Source organism: Agrobacterium bohemicum (genome assembly GCF_001562555.1).
Classification (GTDB): domain Bacteria; phylum Pseudomonadota; class Alphaproteobacteria; order Rhizobiales; family Rhizobiaceae; genus Agrobacterium; species Agrobacterium bohemicum.
Map to the genome: position 1 here is coordinate 227,889 of NZ_KQ961028.1, position 16,783 is coordinate 244,671.

The 16,783-nt window shown below is 55.4% G+C and carries 18 protein-coding genes, 1 tRNA gene and 1 riboswitch; of the genes, 7 read left to right on the forward strand and 12 right to left on the reverse strand.

Going from position 1 to position 16,783, the window contains the following annotated elements:
- Window positions 1-498, forward strand: a complete 498-nt coding sequence (locus tag ATO67_RS11825) for a CAP domain-containing protein (protein ID WP_067648852.1) — start codon at window positions 1-3, stop codon at window positions 496-498.
- Window positions 499-585: 87 nt separating this feature from the next.
- On the opposite strand, the gene ATO67_RS11830 is transcribed toward ATO67_RS11825, so the two are convergent.
- Together ATO67_RS11830 and ATO67_RS11835 are read right to left on the reverse strand one after the other, a co-directional pair.
- Window positions 586-1,674: a quinone-dependent dihydroorotate dehydrogenase gene (locus ATO67_RS11830; protein WP_067648855.1), complete on the reverse strand. Its 1,089-nt coding sequence runs from the start codon at window positions 1,672-1,674 to the stop codon at window positions 586-588.
- Window positions 1,674-2,042: a DUF952 domain-containing protein gene (locus tag ATO67_RS11835; protein ID WP_067648858.1), complete on the reverse strand. Its 369-nt coding sequence runs from the start codon at window positions 2,040-2,042 to the stop codon at window positions 1,674-1,676. The genes ATO67_RS11830 and ATO67_RS11835 overlap by 1 nt, the downstream gene beginning before the upstream one ends.
- Window positions 2,043-2,264: 222 nt before the next feature.
- On the opposite strand from ATO67_RS11835, the gene ATO67_RS11840 reads away from it, so the two are divergent.
- The gene (locus ATO67_RS11840; protein WP_067648861.1) at window positions 2,265-2,915 is read left to right on the forward strand and encodes a response regulator transcription factor; all 651 of its coding nucleotides are present in this window, start codon (window positions 2,265-2,267) and stop codon (window positions 2,913-2,915) included.
- A 112-nt stretch (window positions 2,916-3,027) separates the two neighbouring features.
- Window positions 3,028-3,693, forward strand: a complete 666-nt coding sequence (locus ATO67_RS11845; protein ID WP_067648864.1) for a S24 family peptidase — start codon at window positions 3,028-3,030, stop codon at window positions 3,691-3,693.
- A 10-nt stretch (window positions 3,694-3,703) separates the two neighbouring features.
- Here ATO67_RS11845 and ATO67_RS11850 read toward each other — a convergent pair whose 3' ends face one another.
- On the reverse strand, window positions 3,704-4,465 hold the full coding sequence (locus tag ATO67_RS11850; RefSeq protein WP_067649088.1) for a transporter substrate-binding domain-containing protein: 762 nt from the start codon (window positions 4,463-4,465) through the stop codon (window positions 3,704-3,706).
- A gap of 216 nt (window positions 4,466-4,681) precedes the next feature.
- Here ATO67_RS11850 and ATO67_RS11855 point away from each other — a divergent pair, with 216 nt between their 5' ends.
- Complete coding sequence (locus ATO67_RS11855) at window positions 4,682-6,577, forward strand: glycosyltransferase family 2 protein (RefSeq protein ID WP_106404940.1); 1,896 nt, start codon at window positions 4,682-4,684, stop codon at window positions 6,575-6,577.
- A gap of 63 nt (window positions 6,578-6,640) precedes the next feature.
- On the opposite strand, the gene ATO67_RS22360 is transcribed toward ATO67_RS11855, so the two are convergent.
- The 3 genes from ATO67_RS22360 to ATO67_RS11865 all read right to left on the reverse strand — a co-directional run bounded on the left by ATO67_RS22360 (window position 6,641) and on the right by ATO67_RS11865 (window position 8,666).
- Window positions 6,641-7,123: a BA14K family protein gene (locus ATO67_RS22360; protein ID WP_245303965.1), complete on the reverse strand. Its 483-nt coding sequence runs from the start codon at window positions 7,121-7,123 to the stop codon at window positions 6,641-6,643.
- A gap of 318 nt (window positions 7,124-7,441) precedes the next feature.
- Window positions 7,442-7,515: transfer RNA gene (locus ATO67_RS11860), tRNA-Gly, on the reverse strand.
- A gap of 53 nt (window positions 7,516-7,568) precedes the next feature.
- Window positions 7,569-8,666 (reverse strand): 2'-deoxycytidine 5'-triphosphate deaminase, encoded by a 1,098-nt coding sequence (locus ATO67_RS11865; protein ID WP_067649091.1) that lies wholly within the window; start codon window positions 8,664-8,666, stop codon window positions 7,569-7,571.
- A gap of 75 nt (window positions 8,667-8,741) precedes the next feature.
- A riboswitch (SAM riboswitch) is annotated at window positions 8,742-8,820 on the forward strand.
- Window positions 8,821-8,866: 46 nt separating this feature from the next.
- Here ATO67_RS11865 and ATO67_RS11870 point away from each other — a divergent pair.
- Together ATO67_RS11870 and apaG are read left to right on the forward strand one after the other, a co-directional pair.
- A complete protein-coding gene (locus ATO67_RS11870) occupies window positions 8,867-10,051 on the forward strand; it encodes an O-succinylhomoserine sulfhydrylase (RefSeq protein ID WP_067648871.1) in 1,185 nt (394 codons plus the stop codon).
- Between the two features lie 203 nt (window positions 10,052-10,254).
- The gene (gene apaG / locus ATO67_RS11875; RefSeq protein ID WP_067648874.1) at window positions 10,255-10,647 is read left to right on the forward strand and encodes a Co2+/Mg2+ efflux protein ApaG; all 393 of its coding nucleotides are present in this window, start codon (window positions 10,255-10,257) and stop codon (window positions 10,645-10,647) included.
- 30 nt (window positions 10,648-10,677) lie between these two features.
- Here apaG and ATO67_RS11880 read toward each other — a convergent pair whose 3' ends face one another.
- The 3 genes from ATO67_RS11880 to ATO67_RS11890 all read right to left on the reverse strand — a co-directional run bounded on the left by ATO67_RS11880 (window position 10,678) and on the right by ATO67_RS11890 (window position 14,115).
- Window positions 10,678-11,670, reverse strand: coding sequence for an Hsp33 family molecular chaperone (locus ATO67_RS11880; RefSeq protein ID WP_067649094.1), 993 nt, complete (start codon window positions 11,668-11,670; stop codon window positions 10,678-10,680).
- A 273-nt stretch (window positions 11,671-11,943) separates the two neighbouring features.
- Window positions 11,944-12,861 carry an ornithine carbamoyltransferase gene (gene argF / locus ATO67_RS11885; RefSeq protein ID WP_067648877.1) on the reverse strand — a complete coding sequence of 306 codons (918 nt, stop codon included), beginning with the start codon at window positions 12,859-12,861 and terminating at the stop codon, window positions 11,944-11,946.
- Between the two features lie 57 nt (window positions 12,862-12,918).
- Window positions 12,919-14,115: an aspartate aminotransferase family protein gene (locus ATO67_RS11890; RefSeq protein ID WP_067648880.1), complete on the reverse strand. Its 1,197-nt coding sequence runs from the start codon at window positions 14,113-14,115 to the stop codon at window positions 12,919-12,921.
- 433 nt (window positions 14,116-14,548) lie between these two features.
- Between ATO67_RS11890 and ATO67_RS11895 the strand changes: the two genes are divergently transcribed.
- Window positions 14,549-15,079, forward strand: coding sequence for a GcrA family cell cycle regulator (locus ATO67_RS11895; RefSeq protein ID WP_067648883.1), 531 nt, complete (start codon window positions 14,549-14,551; stop codon window positions 15,077-15,079).
- Between the two features lie 379 nt (window positions 15,080-15,458).
- Here the strand turns inward: ATO67_RS11895 and ATO67_RS11900 are convergent, their stop codons facing one another.
- From ATO67_RS11900 to ATO67_RS11910, 3 genes are all read right to left on the reverse strand, one after another.
- Entirely contained in the window at window positions 15,459-15,848 is a 390-nt protein-coding gene (locus ATO67_RS11900; RefSeq protein ID WP_067648886.1) for a DUF6481 family protein, read from the reverse strand.
- A gap of 36 nt (window positions 15,849-15,884) precedes the next feature.
- A complete protein-coding gene (locus ATO67_RS11905) occupies window positions 15,885-16,106 on the reverse strand; it encodes a hypothetical protein (protein ID WP_067648889.1) in 222 nt (73 codons plus the stop codon).
- A gap of 230 nt (window positions 16,107-16,336) precedes the next feature.
- On the reverse strand, window positions 16,337-16,546 hold the full coding sequence (locus ATO67_RS11910) for a cold-shock protein (RefSeq protein WP_067648892.1): 210 nt from the start codon (window positions 16,544-16,546) through the stop codon (window positions 16,337-16,339).
- Window positions 16,547-16,783: the final 237 nt, after the last annotated feature.

Below are 16,783 nucleotides of genomic sequence, written 5' to 3' on the forward strand. Positions count from 1 at the left end.
ATGACTCAACATTCCCTGCTCACGTTTTCACGGCGCGGCTTCGTGCTGGTTTCTGCAAGTGCAGCACTTTCCGCCTGCGTTTCCACGCGCACCAACAAGGGTATCGCCTCCGGCACGCGCGATGAGACCGCATCAGCCCTTCCCATGGTCAACGAGCTTCGCCGCTCCAAGGGGCTCCCAACGCTGTCCGCCAACAGCGCCGCTCAACAGGCGGCCGCCTATCAGGCCAACCGCATGGTGAAAGCGCAAAAAATGGCGCATCTCATCGGCCTCACCGACAGTTTTCTCATTCGCATGAGGGACGGCGGCGTGCCTCTGCCTGCGGCTGAAAACGTGGCAGCTGGACAGGATACGGTCGAGCGCGTGGTAAAAGCCTGGATCAGTTCGCCACATCATCTGGAAAATATGCTGGGCAATTACGGCGGCCTGGGTGTGGCGGTTGCTTATGATGCAACGGCTAAGAATAGGCCTTATTGGGCGATGGTGCTTTGCAAGTGACGAGCTTGGGTAAAGGCCGCAGCCACAACTCTCCGTCACCCCCGCATCAAGTACAGGATGACAGACGTATATGAATCCGTTGCGACTTTAAATTTTACGCTCGGCCCAACGATCCACCGCGCTATCACGCAGTTCCCGAATATTGCCAACCTGCTCGCGTGCGACCAATGTGGAAAGCCCTCGCACGATGCGGCCGGGCAGAGCCGGCCCCTCATAGACCATGCAGGAATACAGCTGCACCAGATCAGCACCGGCACGGATTTTTTCCAGCGCGGTTTCGGCAGACGAGACGCCGCCGACGCCGATGATGGGCAGAGCGGGGCCGACGCGTTTGCGCATTTTGGCAAGCACGGTCGTGGAGAGATCAAAGAGCGGCTTGCCTGACAGGCCGCCCGTCTCGTTATTGTTCGGGCCGGGGCGCAGACCATCACGTGACAGTGTCGTGTTGGAGACGATCAGGCCATCAAGATTATGGGCCAGCACTTCGGCAGCGATATCATCCAGCCCCTCTTCCGTCAGATCGGGTGCGATCTTCAGGAATACCGGAATGAGGCGGTTCAGCTTCTGTGCCTCGGCATCGCGCTTTTCCAGCACGGCTTTCAACAGGGCTGACAGGCTCTCACGCGCCTGCAAATCGCGCAGGCCCGGCGTATTGGGCGAGGAGATGTTGGCAGTGAAATAAGACGCGACCGAAGCGAATGTTTCGATGCCCTTCACGTAATCCGAGATACGATCTTCGCTATCCTTGTTCGCACCGATATTGACGCCGACGAGGCCGCGCAGGCCAGCAGCGATAAGGCGCGCAAGCGCCACCGCATGACCTTCATTGTTGAACCCCAGACGGTTGATGACGGCGTCGTTTTCCAAGAGCCGGAAAATGCGTGGTTTCGGATTGCCCGATTGCGGGAGCGGCGTGACCGTGCCGATTTCGGTAAAACCGAAGCCCAGCTTCAGCAGCGGACCGGGCACTTCCGCATTTTTGTCGTAACCCGCTGCCATGCCGAGTGGGTTGGGGAAAACAAGGCCAGCCACCGTCTGTTGCAGGCGTGGATCGTGCGGCACCATGCAGGTGGGCATGAAACCACTGCGTAGCGCGGCGATCGACATGCCATGCGCCACTTCCGGGTCCATCAGAAACAGGCCGCGCCGACCGAGTGAGGAAAAAAATCCGCTCATCATGAAATCTCCGGAAACTGGTGTGCGCCGTCATCATCCATCGTCAAAGGTGTTTCCCACAAAACCGCGCTCAAGGGCAGGTGCGCATAGAGATGCGGGAACTGATCGCCGCCACGGGATGTTTCAAACACCAGCTTGTCTCCCAGCGCGCCACCATCGACGGCCACCAGCAGAAGATCGTCCTGACCGGCGAAATGCTTCTGTGCAGTTTCCTTGACTTGGGCTGCGGTTGAGAAATGGATGTAACCATCCGTAAGGTCGATGGCCGCGCCTTGGAAAATACCGGCGTCTCTAGCCCTTTGCCAAAGGGCTGTCGGGACAATCTTGTAGATGACGAGATTGTTGATGACGGGGGGCGTTTCACTCATGCGGCGTCTCCTTCACTGCGGGCGGTTTGCCGCAAATGCCGGTGCTTGTCCACCGCCTCACACAGATTTTTGCCCCAGGACGACACCCGCAAGGCATTACCTGCAATCTAAAGCTTGTATTGCAGCCGTATTCACGCAATCCTTATTTGGCGGATGCTTGACGTGAAGTTGAACTCCGCCAAAATGAGACGCACATGAAATGCTCTTGGGAGGGGGCGCTGCATGTCACAACTCACCATTATCATCGCAGATGACCATCCGTTGTTCCGCGGCGCTTTGCGCCAGGCGGTTACAGGGCTTGAAGGCGACAACACGATCATCGAGGCGGGTGACTTCGAAGCGGCGAAAACGGCCGCCGCTTACCAACCCGATGCCGATCTCATGCTGCTGGACCTCGCCATGCCCGGTGTCAGCGGTTTTTCAGGGCTGATGGCTTTACGGGCAGAGTTTTCCAGCCTGCCCATCGTCATCGTTTCAGCTACGGACGATCCGGCCACCATGCGCCGCGCCATCGAGCTTGGCGCCTCCGGCTTCATTTCCAAATCCTCAGGCATTGAAGATATGCGCGCCGGTATCCGCGCAGTGCTGGAGGGTGATGTCTGGATACCGGCATCCTGTCAGTCCGGCCAGGATCACGACCCGGATATGGCAGACCTCATCAACCGGCTGCGCACTCTGACACCGCAGCAAAACCGTGTGCTGGGCATGTTGGGCGAAGGCCTGCTCAACAAGCAGATTGCCTATGAACTCAGCGTTTCCGAAGCCACGATCAAGGCGCATGTTTCGGCAATATTGTTGAAACTGAAGGTGGATAGTCGCACCCAGGCCGTCATCCAGCTTTCCAAGATCAACATGTCCACATTGGTCGCATAATCAATAAGGATTTTATTCCTTTTTTACTTTACTCTTTCTTCGTGTTTGGCTAAATTTCGTCAGATACTGAAGCGAGCCGCGTGACGACGCCGCTCCATCCGGGCCGTAAATTATGCTATCACACGATAATATCTGGAGTGCGATCGATACTCTCGCGGACCGTAACCAGCTGACGCCTTCCGGTCTGGCACGGAAAGCGGGACTTGACCCGACATCGTTCAACAAATCCAAACGGGTAGGCCCTGATGGTCGCCAACGCTGGCCTTCCACCGAATCGGTGTCCAAAGTGCTGGATGCAACCGGGGCGACGATCGACCAGTTTTTCGGTTACGCCCTTGGCCATGCCAGCAAAAACACCTTACCCGACGGCAATTTTCCGCCACAGACGGGCGCCATTCCTCTGCTCGGCTTTGCCCAGGCGGGGTCAGGCGGCTTTTTTGATGATGGTGGTTTCCCCGCTGGCCAAGGTTGGGATGTCGTAGATTTTCCCGCCTCCCCCGCTAACAAGGCTGGTGTCTATGCATTGGAAGTGCAAGGCGACAGCATGATGCCGCTTTATCGCGATGGCGATATGCTGATCGTAGAGCCCGGTGCGCAGGTTCGTCGCGGGGACCGCGTTGTCGTCAAAAGCAAGGATGGAGAGGTCATGGCGAAAGTCTTGGCACGCCAAACCGCCAAGACTATCGAATTGTTCTCACTGAACCCGGAACATCCCAATCGCAGCTTTGATCTGGCGGACGTCGAGTGGGTGGCCCGCATCATCTGGGCCAGCCAATAATCCGATAGGTTCAAAACATTCCGTAAGGAAAATAGCGGCGATAGATTTCCTCCAGTCGGCCGTTACGTGACAGAGCGGCAAGGGCCTGATCGAAAGCAGGCACGAGCTTGTCTTCCGGATCGACCGTCATGATGGACAGACCCTCGCCTAGAAAACGATCGGACATATAGGGACCATCGAACATGGCGCAACAGCCATCGGATGCAGTTCCCGAGACCCAAAACGGCAAGCGTAAGCCATCGGCGAAGATGGCGTCGATCTTGCCGGTCCTCAGCGCTTCATACATCGGCTCGTAACCATCGAAGCCGTTGATGGCGACGGTCGGAAAAAATGCTTTCAGCATCGCCTGATGACGGGAATTGCTGATCACGCCCACTTTCTTGCCGGAAAGTGCGCTCGCTGACTGCCCCTCCAGCTTGGTTGTCTTGTTGATGGCAAAGCGGGCGGGCAGAAGTATATACGGCCTTGTAAAGCTGAAACTTTTCCGAAGGTCTGGGCTGGAGGCGATGCCCGACATGACGGCTTCGCCCTCACCCATTTCCACCGCGGCCTCCAGCTCATCGAAAGGAAGCGCCTGGACCTGGCATTTACTTTCGATTTTCAACTGAGCGCAAATCTCGCGAGCCAGATCAACATGGAACCCGACCAGCCGTCCGTTTTGATCGGTAAAATTGAATGGAGGAAAATCGACCGACATCAGAAACCGCACGCGCGAGACCGTCGAAAGGTCTGCACCCGGCAACCGCTCCTGCTTATCGAACAAAACAGGCAGTCCGCCATTTTCGACAAGATTTTCCGCACGGACTGGCTGCGACGCCAAAAAAATACTCGCGCAGACAAAATAACCTAAAATACCCATTAATTTGAAGGGTGCAACTAAAGGACGCATGTATATGATCCGCTGGGGAATTGTTGGGGCACCACCGGTTCGGTGGCTGGTATATGTATGTCGCGTATTGACGAGTATACACAAGAATCGCGAAAAGCGATGCTTGTACAGGGTGAAATCGTCTCATTCGATCCGCTCGAAGACGATCCATTTTCTTTCCTCGATAGCTCGGTGGCAGAGAGTGACGAAGCTGCTTTTCTCAAGACCCTCGGATTGGGAAAACCCTATATCGAGGAGTTTACGGCACGTGCGCTTCGCAACGGATCGACCTTCGAAGCGGAGCTTCTAGCGAGCGAAACCGTAACGGAAACCGCGTATTTTGGCGCTTTTGCCCGCTTTCTGCGGCTGCCATTCGTGGCTGAGCTGGATGGGGCCATCGTGGTCGATACACCGTCGCTTGATATCCAGCTCCTGGAAACGCGAATGGTCCGCCTCTCTCCAAAGGATACCAAACCCTATATAGCCATCGTTCCTGATATTAGCAGCATCGAAAGGCTGAAACATGCGCTGGAAAGCACGCCCGGCATTGCTGCAGATCTTGTTGTCACGACGCCATCGGCGCTTCGCACCGCCGTCTGGCAGGCAGGTGCGGAAAGGCGAACACGACAGACTGTGAATTCATTATTCGATGCGACACCGCTTTATTCGGCGCGCATTACCTTGCACGGAAAGCAGGGATTTCTGCTCGGCGTCGGTTTTACCATAATCATAGGCTCGATGCTTCTTTCGCCGTCGTTGACCTTTCATCTTCTGCATATCCTGACCGCTGCGCTCTACATGGCCGCCATCCTGTTTCGTCTTGTACCGTTGCGCTTAAAACCGGACCGGCGAACACTGGCACTGGTGGAGCAATCGAAGGAAGATCAGCTACCGGTCTATACCATTCTTGTCGCGCTCTACCGCGAAGAGGCAATCGTGGAGCAACTCGTCACCGCGCTGAACAGGCTCGACTGGCCGAAATCTAGGCTGGATATCAAGCTAGTTTGCGAGGCGGATGATGCATCGACTATCGTTGCAATCGAACGCCTTAACCCCGGCTCGCACTTCGAGATCGTTCATGTGCCGCCTTCCTTGCCGCGCACGAAACCGAAGGCTTTGACCTATGCGCTATACGGCGCGCGTGGAGAGTTCATCGCGGTATATGATGCCGAGGACAGGCCGCATCCCAAACAATTGCGCGAGGCCCATACTCGTTTTCGCAGTGGTTGTGAAAAACTGGCCTGCCTGCAAGCACCACTGATTATCAGCAATGCCAATATTTCTTGGATGACATCGTCTTTTTCGCTGGAATATTCCGCGCTGTTCAGGCGCATGTTGCCCATGCTGGCACGCATGCAAATGCCTCTTCCGCTGGGCGGCACATCAAACCATTTCCGCGCATCGATCCTGCGCCATGCCGGAGCCTGGGATCCCTACAACGTCACGGAAGATGCCGATCTTGGCATGCGCCTGTACCGGCTCGGCTACTACTCGGATGTCATCAGTTATCAGACATTGGAAGATGCCCCGACAGACATATTCGTCTGGCTTGCCCAGCGCAGCCGCTGGTTCAAAGGCTGGCTGCAAAGCTGGCTGGTGATGATGCGATCGCCAGTCAGTGTCGCAAAGGAAATGGGATGGAAAGCCTATCTGGTCTTCCACCTGTTGATCGGTGGCATGTTGCTTTCATCGCTGACTCATCCGCTTTTTATCGTCTACTTGATGGTCGTTGGTCACACAATCTGGACGGAAGGTCCAAGCGTATTTTCCACCACGCAACTCGCGCTTATCGGCATCGACACAGTTAATATTGTAGCGAGTTACGCCATCTTCCTGCTGATGGGGACTCGAGCGATGATCAAGCATGAGCGGGGTATGATCGGGAAAAGATGGCTCGCTACACCACTTTATTGGCTCTTGCTGTCTGCCGCCGCTTGGCGTGCCGTCTTTGAACTGCGCTATAAACCATTCGTCTGGAATAAAACGCCGCACAAACCGGTCTCAAAGAACAATTGAGTGAAATTTTAATTAAAACTCATGCTCTTCAAAATATAGGATGAAGAGCAGATAGGGTGTCATTCAATAAGGTGAGCGGCATTCCGTACGCGCGCCATGCTTGATTTGATACGTATTGTCGGTGGCGTGGTATGACGGGTAGTTCTGCGCGCACCATTTCACATGCAGGATTTCATGCGAAGACAGCGATAAACCACTTGAATTCCCGGCATCTGATGAGCCTCCGGTAAATGCGACCGGTGGGTGATCGTAGGTGCCTTGCGTGCCTGCCTGACCCTCGTATGCAGGAGCAATGATGCTAAGTGCATGGGCAGGAATCGAAGTAGTCGCAGATAAACCGACGCTGAGAACGACGAGAGAAATGAGTTTTACCATCCTAGACATTGGTAATTCCTTTTTTTCTATTCGGAAAACCAACGTGACTTGAGTAGCTTTTGTTCCAGAAAATACAAGATTGTTAAAATTTGGTGTTGACAACACCATCGGGTGTTGCAGCGCCAAAAAAATGAAAGACGGTCTCAGATTTTTGCTCTCCAAAAAATCCACCGAATTTCGGCGGTAGATTTGAGTTGTGTTTACGCTGAGCCGTTTTATCCTAAAGCACATTGGAAAGTAGCAAAAGATGACGTAACGTTAATTCGTAAGACCGAGGGTCGGCGCTATTCGCTTCATCAGGTGAAACTTCTACGCTTGATCACATTCTTGTTCTGAATGCCTGTCAGTTTCATTTTCCGGCATCGGTTCCCGACCATCAAAATTGCTGGATGTCACTGCATACTGTTGCACGTTTATACGCGCGCGTGAGGCGAAAACGCTGAAACATCAGCATTTATTTGACGTCATTGATCTTGTTGGAAAGGTCAATGGAGCGGGTGAAGGGAATCGAACCCTCGTATTCAGCTTGGGAAGCTGCTGCTCTGCCATTGAGCTACACCCGCGCGGAAATCAAAATCTGATAGTTGCGACAGACTGTCAAGCTTGGCGATAGGAGTTATTCCGGGCGGAAGTGTTTTGAAAGTTTCAAGCCCTGAGCCTGATAGTTGGATCCTAGTCCTGATCCATAGAGGCCTTCCGGCTTGGTCAGCATGTGCTCGTAGACCAGGCGACCGACGATTTGGCCGTGCTCCAGAATGAAGGGGACTTCGTGGCTTCTGACTTCGAGGACAGCGCGGCTGCCGGTGCCGCCGGCGCTGGCATGGCCGAAACCGGGGTCAAAGAAACCAGCGTAATGGACGCGAAATTCGCCGACCAGCGGATCGAACGGTGTCATCTCGGCAGCATAGAGAGGTGGGACGTGGACGGCCTCCTGCGAGACCAGGATGTAGAACTCGTCCGGGTCGAGGATGAGTTCGGCACGGCCCCTTGCGTAGATCGGCTCCCAGAAGTCCAGCACGTCGTGAGCGGCTTTCTGGTCGACATCGACCACCGCGGTATGATGTTTGCCGCGATAGCCGATCAGGCCCTTTTCACCAAAGCCTTGAAGATCGATCGATAATGCAATGCCACCGCCGGAGACATTGGGCGTTTCGCTCGCGACCAGCGTTTCCTTTTCGTGCAAAATCAGCATTTCAGCATCGGCAAGGACGGAGTGACCGATGCGAAAGCGAATTTGTGACAGGCGCGAACCCTGGCGCACGACGATGGGGAAAGTGCGCGGGCTGATCTCAAGATAGAGCGGGCCGTTATAGCCTGCGGGTATCTTGTCGAATTCCTGCGCATTGTCGGTGATGACGCGGGTAAAGATGTCGAGGCGACCCGTCGAGCTTTTCGGGTTGGCGGAAGCGGACATATCCACAGGCAGGGCAAGCGCCTCCATCAACGGAACGATGTAGACGCAACCGGTTTCAAGAACCGCACCTTCGCTCAGATCGATCTCGTGCAGGCTGAGACGCGTGAGCTTCTCGATGACTTTTGTCGATGGGCCGGGCATAAAGCTGGCGCGCACGCGGTAGGCTTTGGCACCCAGACGCAGGTCGAGGCTGGCTGGCTGAATCTGGTCCACATCCAGCGCGCGTTCGCTCTTTAACTGCCCAGAACCGAACAGCCCCCGGATTGCGCCATCCGCCAATATGCCCGTTGTTCTCGTCATCTTTTCATCATCCCTTTTCACGGCGACAAAACCAAAAGCAAGGCATTGACGCAAGTCGTTAACGGAGTTAAGGCAATCTTATCCCGTGGTGATTTGGCCGGTCGGCTTGCAGCCACGTTAAATAAGTGGCTAAAAAGACCGGGTGCGCTTGTAACCGGTCTGCTTTTTGCGACCGGTTTTTTTGTTTGTAAGGTGATGACATGAGCAAGAAATGGCGCCCGGCAACACAGCTGGTACATGGTGGAACACTACGGTCTGCGTACGGCGAAACGTCCGAGGCAATCTACCTTACGCAGGGCTTTGTCTATGACAGTTCTGAGGCGGCTGAAGCCCGCTTCAAAGGCGAAACGGAAGGCTTCATTTACGCCCGTTATGCAAGCCCGACCAATGACATGTTTGAAAAGCGCATGTGCCTGCTGGAAGGCGCCGAAGACGCGCGCGCTACGGCATCCGGCATGGCCGCTGTCAGCGCTGCCATTCTGTGCCAGTTGAAGGCAGGCGATCACATAGTTGCCGCCCGCGCTCTGTTTGGTTCCTGCCGTTGGGTTGTCGAGACGCTCGCTCCGAAATACGGCATCGAATGCACTTTGGTCGATGGCCGCGATCTCGCAAATTGGGAAAAGGCCATCCAGCCGAACACAAAGCTGTTCTTTCTTGAAAGCCCGACGAACCCGACGCTGGAAGTGGTGGATATCGCTGGCGTTGCCAAGCTTGCCAACCAGATCGGTGCGAAGCTGGTGGTCGATAACGTGTTTGCGACACCGCTTTTCCAGAAGCCGTTGGAACTGGGTGCGCATATCGTCGTCTATTCCGCGACCAAGCACATCGACGGTCAGGGCCGCTGCCTGGGCGGCGTCGTTCTCTCCGACAAGAAATGGATCGAGGAAGAGCTTCAGGATTACTTCCGTCATACGGGGCCCGCCATGTCGCCCTTCAACGCCTGGACGCTGCTGAAAGGCATAGAGACATTGCCGCTACGCGTGCGCCAGCAGACGGCCAACGCCGCCAGGATTGCCGATTTTCTTGCCGACCAAGGCAAGGTCGCCAAGGTGATCTATCCCGGCCGTGCCGACCATCCGCAGGCCGATATCATCGCCAAGCAGATGACGGGCGGCTCGACGCTGGTTTGCTTCGAGCTGAAGGGTGGCAAGGAAGCGGCATTCAAGCTGCAGAACGCGCTGGAGATCGTCAAGATTTCCAACAATCTCGGCGATGCCAAAAGCCTGATCACGCATCCCGGCACCACAACGCACAAGAACCTGACCGATGAGGCGCGTGCGGAACTGGGCATTTCCGGTGGTACGCTACGTCTCTCCTGCGGCATCGAAGATACTGACGATCTGCTGGAAGACTTTGCTGCTGCAGTGGCTAAAGTCTCGGCCTGATGAAACAGATGTGGCCCGATCACCCAGGCCACATTTAACGCCTCGCCTCGGCGTTGATTCCGGGTTCGTGGAACCAGAGTGACCGTCAGCTTTCAGAAATGCGCAAAGATCCGTGAACACCTGCTAATGTAAACGCGCTTTATTGACGATATACAGCGCTATTCGTGTATAGTGCCAAGAGAAGCAATACTTAGGGTCCCGTAATGTACCGTGCAATGACAAGAGATATCGAGGTCACAGTCGACCCCTATTATCTTGACGAGCAGTCCGACCCGGATGACAGCCGTTATGTCTGGGGCTACACGGTTGTCATCTCCAACAACTCCGACCTTGCCGTAACTCTGGTCAATCGCTATTGGCATATTACCGATGAAAACGGCCAGGTGGACGAGGTTTCCGGTCCTGGCGTGATCGGCGAACAGCCACATCTCAAGCCCGGCGATTCCTACGAATATTCTTCCGGCTGCCCGCTGGATACGCCATCGGGCCTGATGTTCGGTCATTATGAGATGCAGGCGGAAACCGGAGAAGTGTTCACGGTGGACATTCCGGCGTTTTCCTTAGATAGCCCGGGACTGCTGCGCGTCTTGAACTAAAGCAGGCGGGGCATCACCCCGCCCACGATATCAGCCCGCGACTGGCAACTCTTCGACCTGATAATGATAGGTCGTCGAGCAGAATTCGCAGGTAACGGAAACAACTTCGTTTTCCTGACTCTCGCGGATTTCCTCGGCGGAAAAACCGGAAAGCACGCCTTTGATCTTATCACGCGAGCAATTGCAGCGATCAAGGATCAATTGCGGTTCGTAGACGCGCACGCCCTGTTCGTGGAACAGACGATACAGCAGCTTCTCGGCTGGAACTTGTGGATCCGTCAGCTCATCCGTATCGACAGTGTCGATCAAGGCGACGGCTTCATTCCAGGCGTCGTCGTCCGCCACGTCGAGGCTATTTTCGTCACCGTCGCCGCCATGCAAATCCCGCTGACGGAGCCGTTCCGGCGCCTGCGGCAGAAACTGCGCGATAAGCCCACCGGCCCGCCAGCCATGGCGTGGTTTGCCGTCTTCGTCCCGGTCGAACAGTTCGGCAACGCCAAGCCGCACACGCGTGGGCAGTTGTTCCGACTGGCGAAAATAGACGCCCGCAATATCTTCCAGCGTGGAGCCATCCAGTGGCACGATGCCTTGATAGGGCTGCATGCCAACGCCTTGATCGATCGTAAAGGCCAGAATGCCAGCACCAAGCAACTGCTCTGGCGACGTGGTGCCGGCAGCCGTGGCTTCCGCCAACCGCTCCTCGTCGAAACGCGCATAGGCGCGCATATTCTCAGGCGCTGAAAAATCTGCGACCAGCAAATCCACGGGGCCGTCACTCTTGGTCTGAAGTGTCAATTTGCCGGAAAACTTGAGCGACGTGCCGATTAGCGCAGTCAGAACAACCGCTTCCGCCAGAAGGCGGGCGACAACCGGCGGATACTCGTGTCTTTCGAGAATAGCATTCAGCAGCGGCCCGACCTGCACGGCACGACCGCGCACGTCCAGTCCTTCTACCTGAAAAGGAATGACCTTGTCGTCACCTGCAAAATCGAGTGTGTCGAGATTTACCGTCACATCTGCCATCTCACTAACTCCTTGATGCCCGCCGTGCACGTTGCCGCGCCACATGATCTGCGCCGCAAGCAGCATTGATCGACGGGCCTGATATTCGTTCTCGCATAGATAAACCGGCGGAGGTGAAAACGGAACCACCGTCCGGGGAAGTATGCGGCGAATAGTTGATGAAAAGCCGCCATCAAATTGTATGGCAGCATCGACTTGGGCTACAAATGGGTAGCCCTGCCGAAAATTCAAGCGTTCGGTACGGCACGTTGCGTTAGCAACATGCCCCAGACGTCAGATGACGCCCATGCACCATGCGATGATGGACTTTTGCGCATGCAGGCGGTTTTCCGCCTCGTCAAAAACGACGGATTGTGGTCCGTCGATTACATCATCCGTCACTTCTTCACCGCGATGCGCAGGCAGGCAGTGCATGAACAGCGCGTCCTTGTTTGCCTTGGCCATCAAGCCAGCATTGACCTGGTAAGGCTGGAAGATATTGTGGCCACGCGCCTTGTGTTCCTGGTTCATGGACACCCAAGTGTCGGTTACCACGCAATCGGCACCTTCAACGGCACGTTCTGCATCGTGATACAGCATGACTTCGCCGCCATTGTTGCGCGCCCAGTTCAGGAACCGGTCATGCGGCTCGGACCCCATCGGCACCGCCATGTTCATGCGGTAACCGAAGCGTGCAGAACCTTCGACCAGCGAATGCAGCACATTGTTGCCATCCCCGGTCCAGGCAATCGTCTTGCCCTTGATCGGTCCGCGATGCTCTTCGAATGTCAGAATATCTGCCATGATCTGGCAAGGATGCGTATCATCCGTCAGGCCATTGATCACAGGCACGGTCGCGTGTTCTGCAAGCTCCAGCAGGCGTGAGTGGTCTGTCGTGCGGATCATGATTGCGTCCACATAACGCGACAGAACCTTGGCCGTATCGCCGATGGTTTCAGCACGGCCAAGCTGCATTTCCGTGCCTGATAAAAACAGCGTCTCGCCGCCGAGTTGGCGCATGCCGACATCGAAGGAGACGCGGGTGCGTGTAGACGGCTTTTCGAAAATCATCGCCAGCATCTTGCCAGCCAGTGGCTTTTCCGCTGTCCCGTTCTCGGTCGCAATCTTGCGTGCGCGGGCGTCGTCCATAATAACCCGCAGGTCATCCGAGCCAACGGCCGAAAGATCTAGAAAATGCTTTGCTGATGCCATTTCAATATAGTCCCATTGATGCAGGCCACGCGGCGCGCTGGCCTAACCATTGCGCGTTTAGGCGCTTTTTGCCATTTTCGTCGTGACGGCTTCCGCAGCTCTTTCAAGCCGCGCCAAGCCTTCGCGCGCTTCTTCTGCCGTTACAACAAGCGGCGGCAGCAAACGAATAACGTTATCACCTGCTGGAACACCCAGAAGATGCTCGGCACGGATGGCATGAAGCAGATCGGCGGAGGGAACCTTTGCCTTGACGCCGATCAGAAGACCTTCACCTCTGATCTCCTCGATCACATCGGGATAACGATCCTTCAGGGAAGCGAGGCCCTGGCGGAACACCAGTGTGACATCACGTACCTGCTGAAGAAATCCGTCGGCCAGAACGATATCCAGCACTGCATTGCCGCAGGCCATGGCCAGCGGATTGCCGCCATAGGTCGTCCCGTGAACGCCAGCCGTCATACCGGATGCGGCCTCTGCCGTTGCAAGGCAGGCGCCAAACGGAAAACCGCCACCAATACCCTTGGCCACCGCCATGATATCTGGCGTAACGCCCGACCATTCATAGGCAAAGAACTTGCCCGTACGGCCGACACCCGTTTGCACTTCGTCAAAAATCAACAGTAGGCCATGCTCTTCACAAAGGTCTCGAAGTGCGCGCAGAAATTCTGGTGCAACCGGACGAACGCCGCCCTCACCCTGAATAGGCTCTATGAGCAACGCCGCAGTTTCCGGAACGATTGCCGCTTTCAGCGCTTCCAGATCATTGAATGGTACCTGATCGAAACCTTCGACCTTCGGGCCGAAACCTTCGATGTATTTCGGCTGGCCACCGGCAGCAATGGTGGCCAGTGTGCGCCCGTGAAACGCGCCTTCAAAGGTAATGATACGGAACTTCTCCGGGTTGCCGTGGGTATAATGGTAACGACGCGCCGTTTTGATCGCGCATTCCAAGGCCTCAGCACCCGAATTGGTAAAAAACACCTTATCCGCAAAAGTTGCATCGGTCAGCCGCTTGGCCAGCGTTTCCTGACCCGGCACTTCATAAAGATTGGAGAGATGCCAGACCTTCTCGGCCTGGCCTTTGAGAGCCTCCACCATATGCGGATGGCTGTGGCCGACCGAGGTCACCGCAACGCCTGCGCCGAAATCCAGATATCGCTCGCCGCTTTCCGTCACGAGCCATACACCCTCACCGCGCTCGAAGCGCAAAGGGGCTCTGGAAAACGTATCGAACAATGGCGTGGTGTCGGCCATGGCTGCAGCACTCCCGCGCAAACGCGCTATCAATAGGGCTTATCGGTCATCCCGTGCCTGAAAATCAAAAATGCCGCCTCGCGGCGGCTTGGGATATTCTCGGTAGGTCGAGCGCACTATTGTCACTTCCCTTGACGATGTCAACAAATGTCCACATATGCTGGCTTTCTCAAGCGATGGTAGAATCGTTTTATCAACCTACAAAGTGTTGCCTTTCTGACTCAGAAACGAAGCAAGTTGGGGAAAACCGGGAAATCGATTCCAGATGATTCCCCCGACTCTTGTCACGGAGTCTGCCGACGATTAGGTTAACTCTCAATTACTAGACTGCAAGCGGCGGAACTAGTCACCTACAATCTGGCGGATACTCTGCGCGTGGTTCACTCCACGGCATCGGGGATGATTCTGCCTGCGCTACGAGCGGAGAAACGGCATGAACTGGACTGATGAACGAGTCGAAAGACTGAAACGCCTGTGGTCCGAAGGACTGAGCGCCAGCCAGATCGCAGCGCAGCTCGGTGGCGTCAGCCGCAACGCCGTCATCGGTAAAGTGCACCGTTTGAATCTCCCAGGCCGTGCGAAAGCTGGCGGGACAGTAGCAACCACACGTCCAGCAGCCAAGCGCCCAGCAGCCTCGACAGCTCCGCGTCCAGCAAATTTTCAGGCACGTCCAACCGCTGCCCGCCCTAACGTCCGCACTGCAGGTTCGACCGCGTTGAAAGACGACATGGACACCGATACAGCGCGGGTTCTTGAGTATGTTCCCGTCAGCAACGCATCGCTGCCAACCTCTCTTCGTCTGACCTTGACTGAGCTAACGGAGCGCACATGCAAGTGGCCAGTGGGCGATCCGCTAAAGGATGATTTTCACTTCTGCGGTTGCGAGTCCCACGAGTCCTCGCCTTACTGCAAGTTCCACGCCAAGATGGCCTACCAGCCAGTGAGCGAGCGTCGCAGAGCCTAAAAGGCCGCACGCACATTGCTGAATATAAAAAAGCGGGTCATTGGCCCGCTTTTTTGTTGCCTGGAATTTTCGGAATGGTCGACACCGCAGTTCAGCGCACCAACAGCACCTACATCTCTGCGCTCGGCTAAACGCACGCCCCGCCGTTCACATCTTGATTGCAAAAGCTCTCATAAACATTGGATGCTTTGCGAATGGTTCGGACCACTTATGGAGGGAAATTTCTGCGCAACACCAATACGATTTGCGCAAGGCGCAAGCCTGCTTGCTGATACTCAGCCGCGGGCGTCACGTGCTTTGGAGGCACGATTTTGGATTATATCCATCTCGCCAGATCGCAGCCCTTCGATTGAACGGCTGCTGGATCTTGGCGAATGGATCAGCCTTGGCGGGCTTTGCGGTTGGCATAACGACGATCGCGTTCTGCCTTGCGGGCCGCTTCGTCTTCGACAACGCGAGCAATACGATTTTTTTCAGCCGCCTTGCGGGCGTCTTCTTCAGCGTTTGCGGCAGCTTCGAGTTCGGCTTCGCGTTGCGCAGCTTCAGCTTCGAGGCGAAGTTTTTCTTCACGCTTCTGCGCATCTCTTTCGGCCTGACGCGCTCTGCGTGCTTCGGCAACAGCAATCTGCTCTGCCTGCTTGGCTTCGAGTGTCGGTGCGGCAGCTTCCTTTGCTTCACGATAGGCCTTCAAAAGAGCGGCCTTCGCGTCGGCCGCGGCGCCGCGACGTTCGGAAACTTCGTTGTTCTTGATATTTCTAGTGTTTCTCAAATCTCTATTCCAGTTGATGCGTCATGCCGACCGGGGTCAGGATTTTTTGGCGCGTTTCGTTGGGATGACTGCGGGTTTCATGCTGTCGTCAAGTTCTTTCGCAAGGCGCGCTTCACGCAGCCTGATGGTCTTTTCGTCGCGAGCCTGGGCAATGGAGTTGAGTTCATCAACCGCACGACCGCGTGCAAAAAACTGCGATTGCGTAGCGCCGAAAGCGATTTCGGCCTGCTTGCGAGATTTGCTGTGAGCGTCAGACATGGAGTTCCCTTCCTATCGCATCGCACTGAAAATCGGAATCGATTTTTTAAAAAGGACGATACGCAGATTTATTGCTCGAAGCGTATTCGTGCATCTCGACGATGCAATACGTTCAAGCGTTTGGCCGTCGAGCGGCACAAAAAAAGGCCAGGCAACCTGCCTGACCTCGATTGGTCTCATGCTTTCAACAATGCCAGTACATCCGTGGTCAATGGAAAGCAGAGTCCGTATTATACAGCCTGCAGGTTGCAAGCAGACATTTTGCCCGACTTGTTGTCGCGCTCAAGGTCGTAGCTCAGCTTCTGGCCTTCAACGATTTCGCGCATACCTGCACGCTCTACAGCGGAGATGTGTACGAATGCGTCTGTGCCGCCGTTGTCAGGCTGAATGAAGCCGAAGCCCTTGGTGGAGTTAAACCATTTTACTGTGCCTGTGGTCATAATGAACCCTTTCAAAGCATAAGAGATAGATCGCAGAACTTGCGTCCCGCGTGCGATTATAGCGATTTTTTTGAAGGAAAGGGTTAGTTCAAAACGCGGTGCTAATCGCGCGGCAACCAAAGCTCAGCAAGCAAAATATCGATATGACATTGATAGACGTTTATCGTCGGATAGTCAAACTTTAATTTTGAGATAATGACATCGACTACCGATGGCGCTGCTCGAAGGGTACGTTTG

Excerpts from the sequence above, each read along its gene's own strand:
- ATO67_RS11890 (WP_067648880.1), bottom strand. The coding sequence starts at position 14,115 with ATGGCCGACACCACGCCATTGTTCGATACGTTTTCCAGAGCCCCTTTG.
- ATO67_RS11835 (WP_067648858.1), bottom strand. The coding sequence starts at position 2,042 with ATGAGTGAAACGCCCCCCGTCATCAACAATCTCGTCATCTACAAGATT.
- ATO67_RS11825 (WP_067648852.1), top strand. The coding sequence starts at position 1 with ATGACTCAACATTCCCTGCTCACGTTTTCACGGCGCGGCTTCGTGCTG.
- ATO67_RS11870 (WP_067648871.1), top strand. The coding sequence starts at position 8,867 with ATGAGCAAGAAATGGCGCCCGGCAACACAGCTGGTACATGGTGGAACA.
- apaG (WP_067648874.1), top strand. The coding sequence starts at position 10,255 with ATGTACCGTGCAATGACAAGAGATATCGAGGTCACAGTCGACCCCTAT.
- ATO67_RS11910 (WP_067648892.1), bottom strand. The coding sequence starts at position 16,546 with ATGACCACAGGCACAGTAAAATGGTTTAACTCCACCAAGGGCTTCGGC.
- ATO67_RS11880 (WP_067649094.1), bottom strand. The coding sequence starts at position 11,670 with ATGGCAGATGTGACGGTAAATCTCGACACACTCGATTTTGCAGGTGAC.
- ATO67_RS11840 (WP_067648861.1), top strand. The coding sequence starts at position 2,265 with ATGTCACAACTCACCATTATCATCGCAGATGACCATCCGTTGTTCCGC.
- ATO67_RS11865 (WP_067649091.1), bottom strand. The coding sequence starts at position 8,666 with ATGACGAGAACAACGGGCATATTGGCGGATGGCGCAATCCGGGGGCTG.
- ATO67_RS11905 (WP_067648889.1), bottom strand. The coding sequence starts at position 16,106 with ATGTCTGACGCTCACAGCAAATCTCGCAAGCAGGCCGAAATCGCTTTC.
- ATO67_RS11830 (WP_067648855.1), bottom strand. The coding sequence starts at position 1,674 with ATGAGCGGATTTTTTTCCTCACTCGGTCGGCGCGGCCTGTTTCTGATG.
- ATO67_RS11895 (WP_067648883.1), top strand. The coding sequence starts at position 14,549 with ATGAACTGGACTGATGAACGAGTCGAAAGACTGAAACGCCTGTGGTCC.
- ATO67_RS11855 (WP_106404940.1), top strand. The coding sequence starts at position 4,682 with ATGCTTGTACAGGGTGAAATCGTCTCATTCGATCCGCTCGAAGACGAT.
- argF (WP_067648877.1), bottom strand. The coding sequence starts at position 12,861 with ATGGCATCAGCAAAGCATTTTCTAGATCTTTCGGCCGTTGGCTCGGAT.
- ATO67_RS11845 (WP_067648864.1), top strand. The coding sequence starts at position 3,028 with ATGCTATCACACGATAATATCTGGAGTGCGATCGATACTCTCGCGGAC.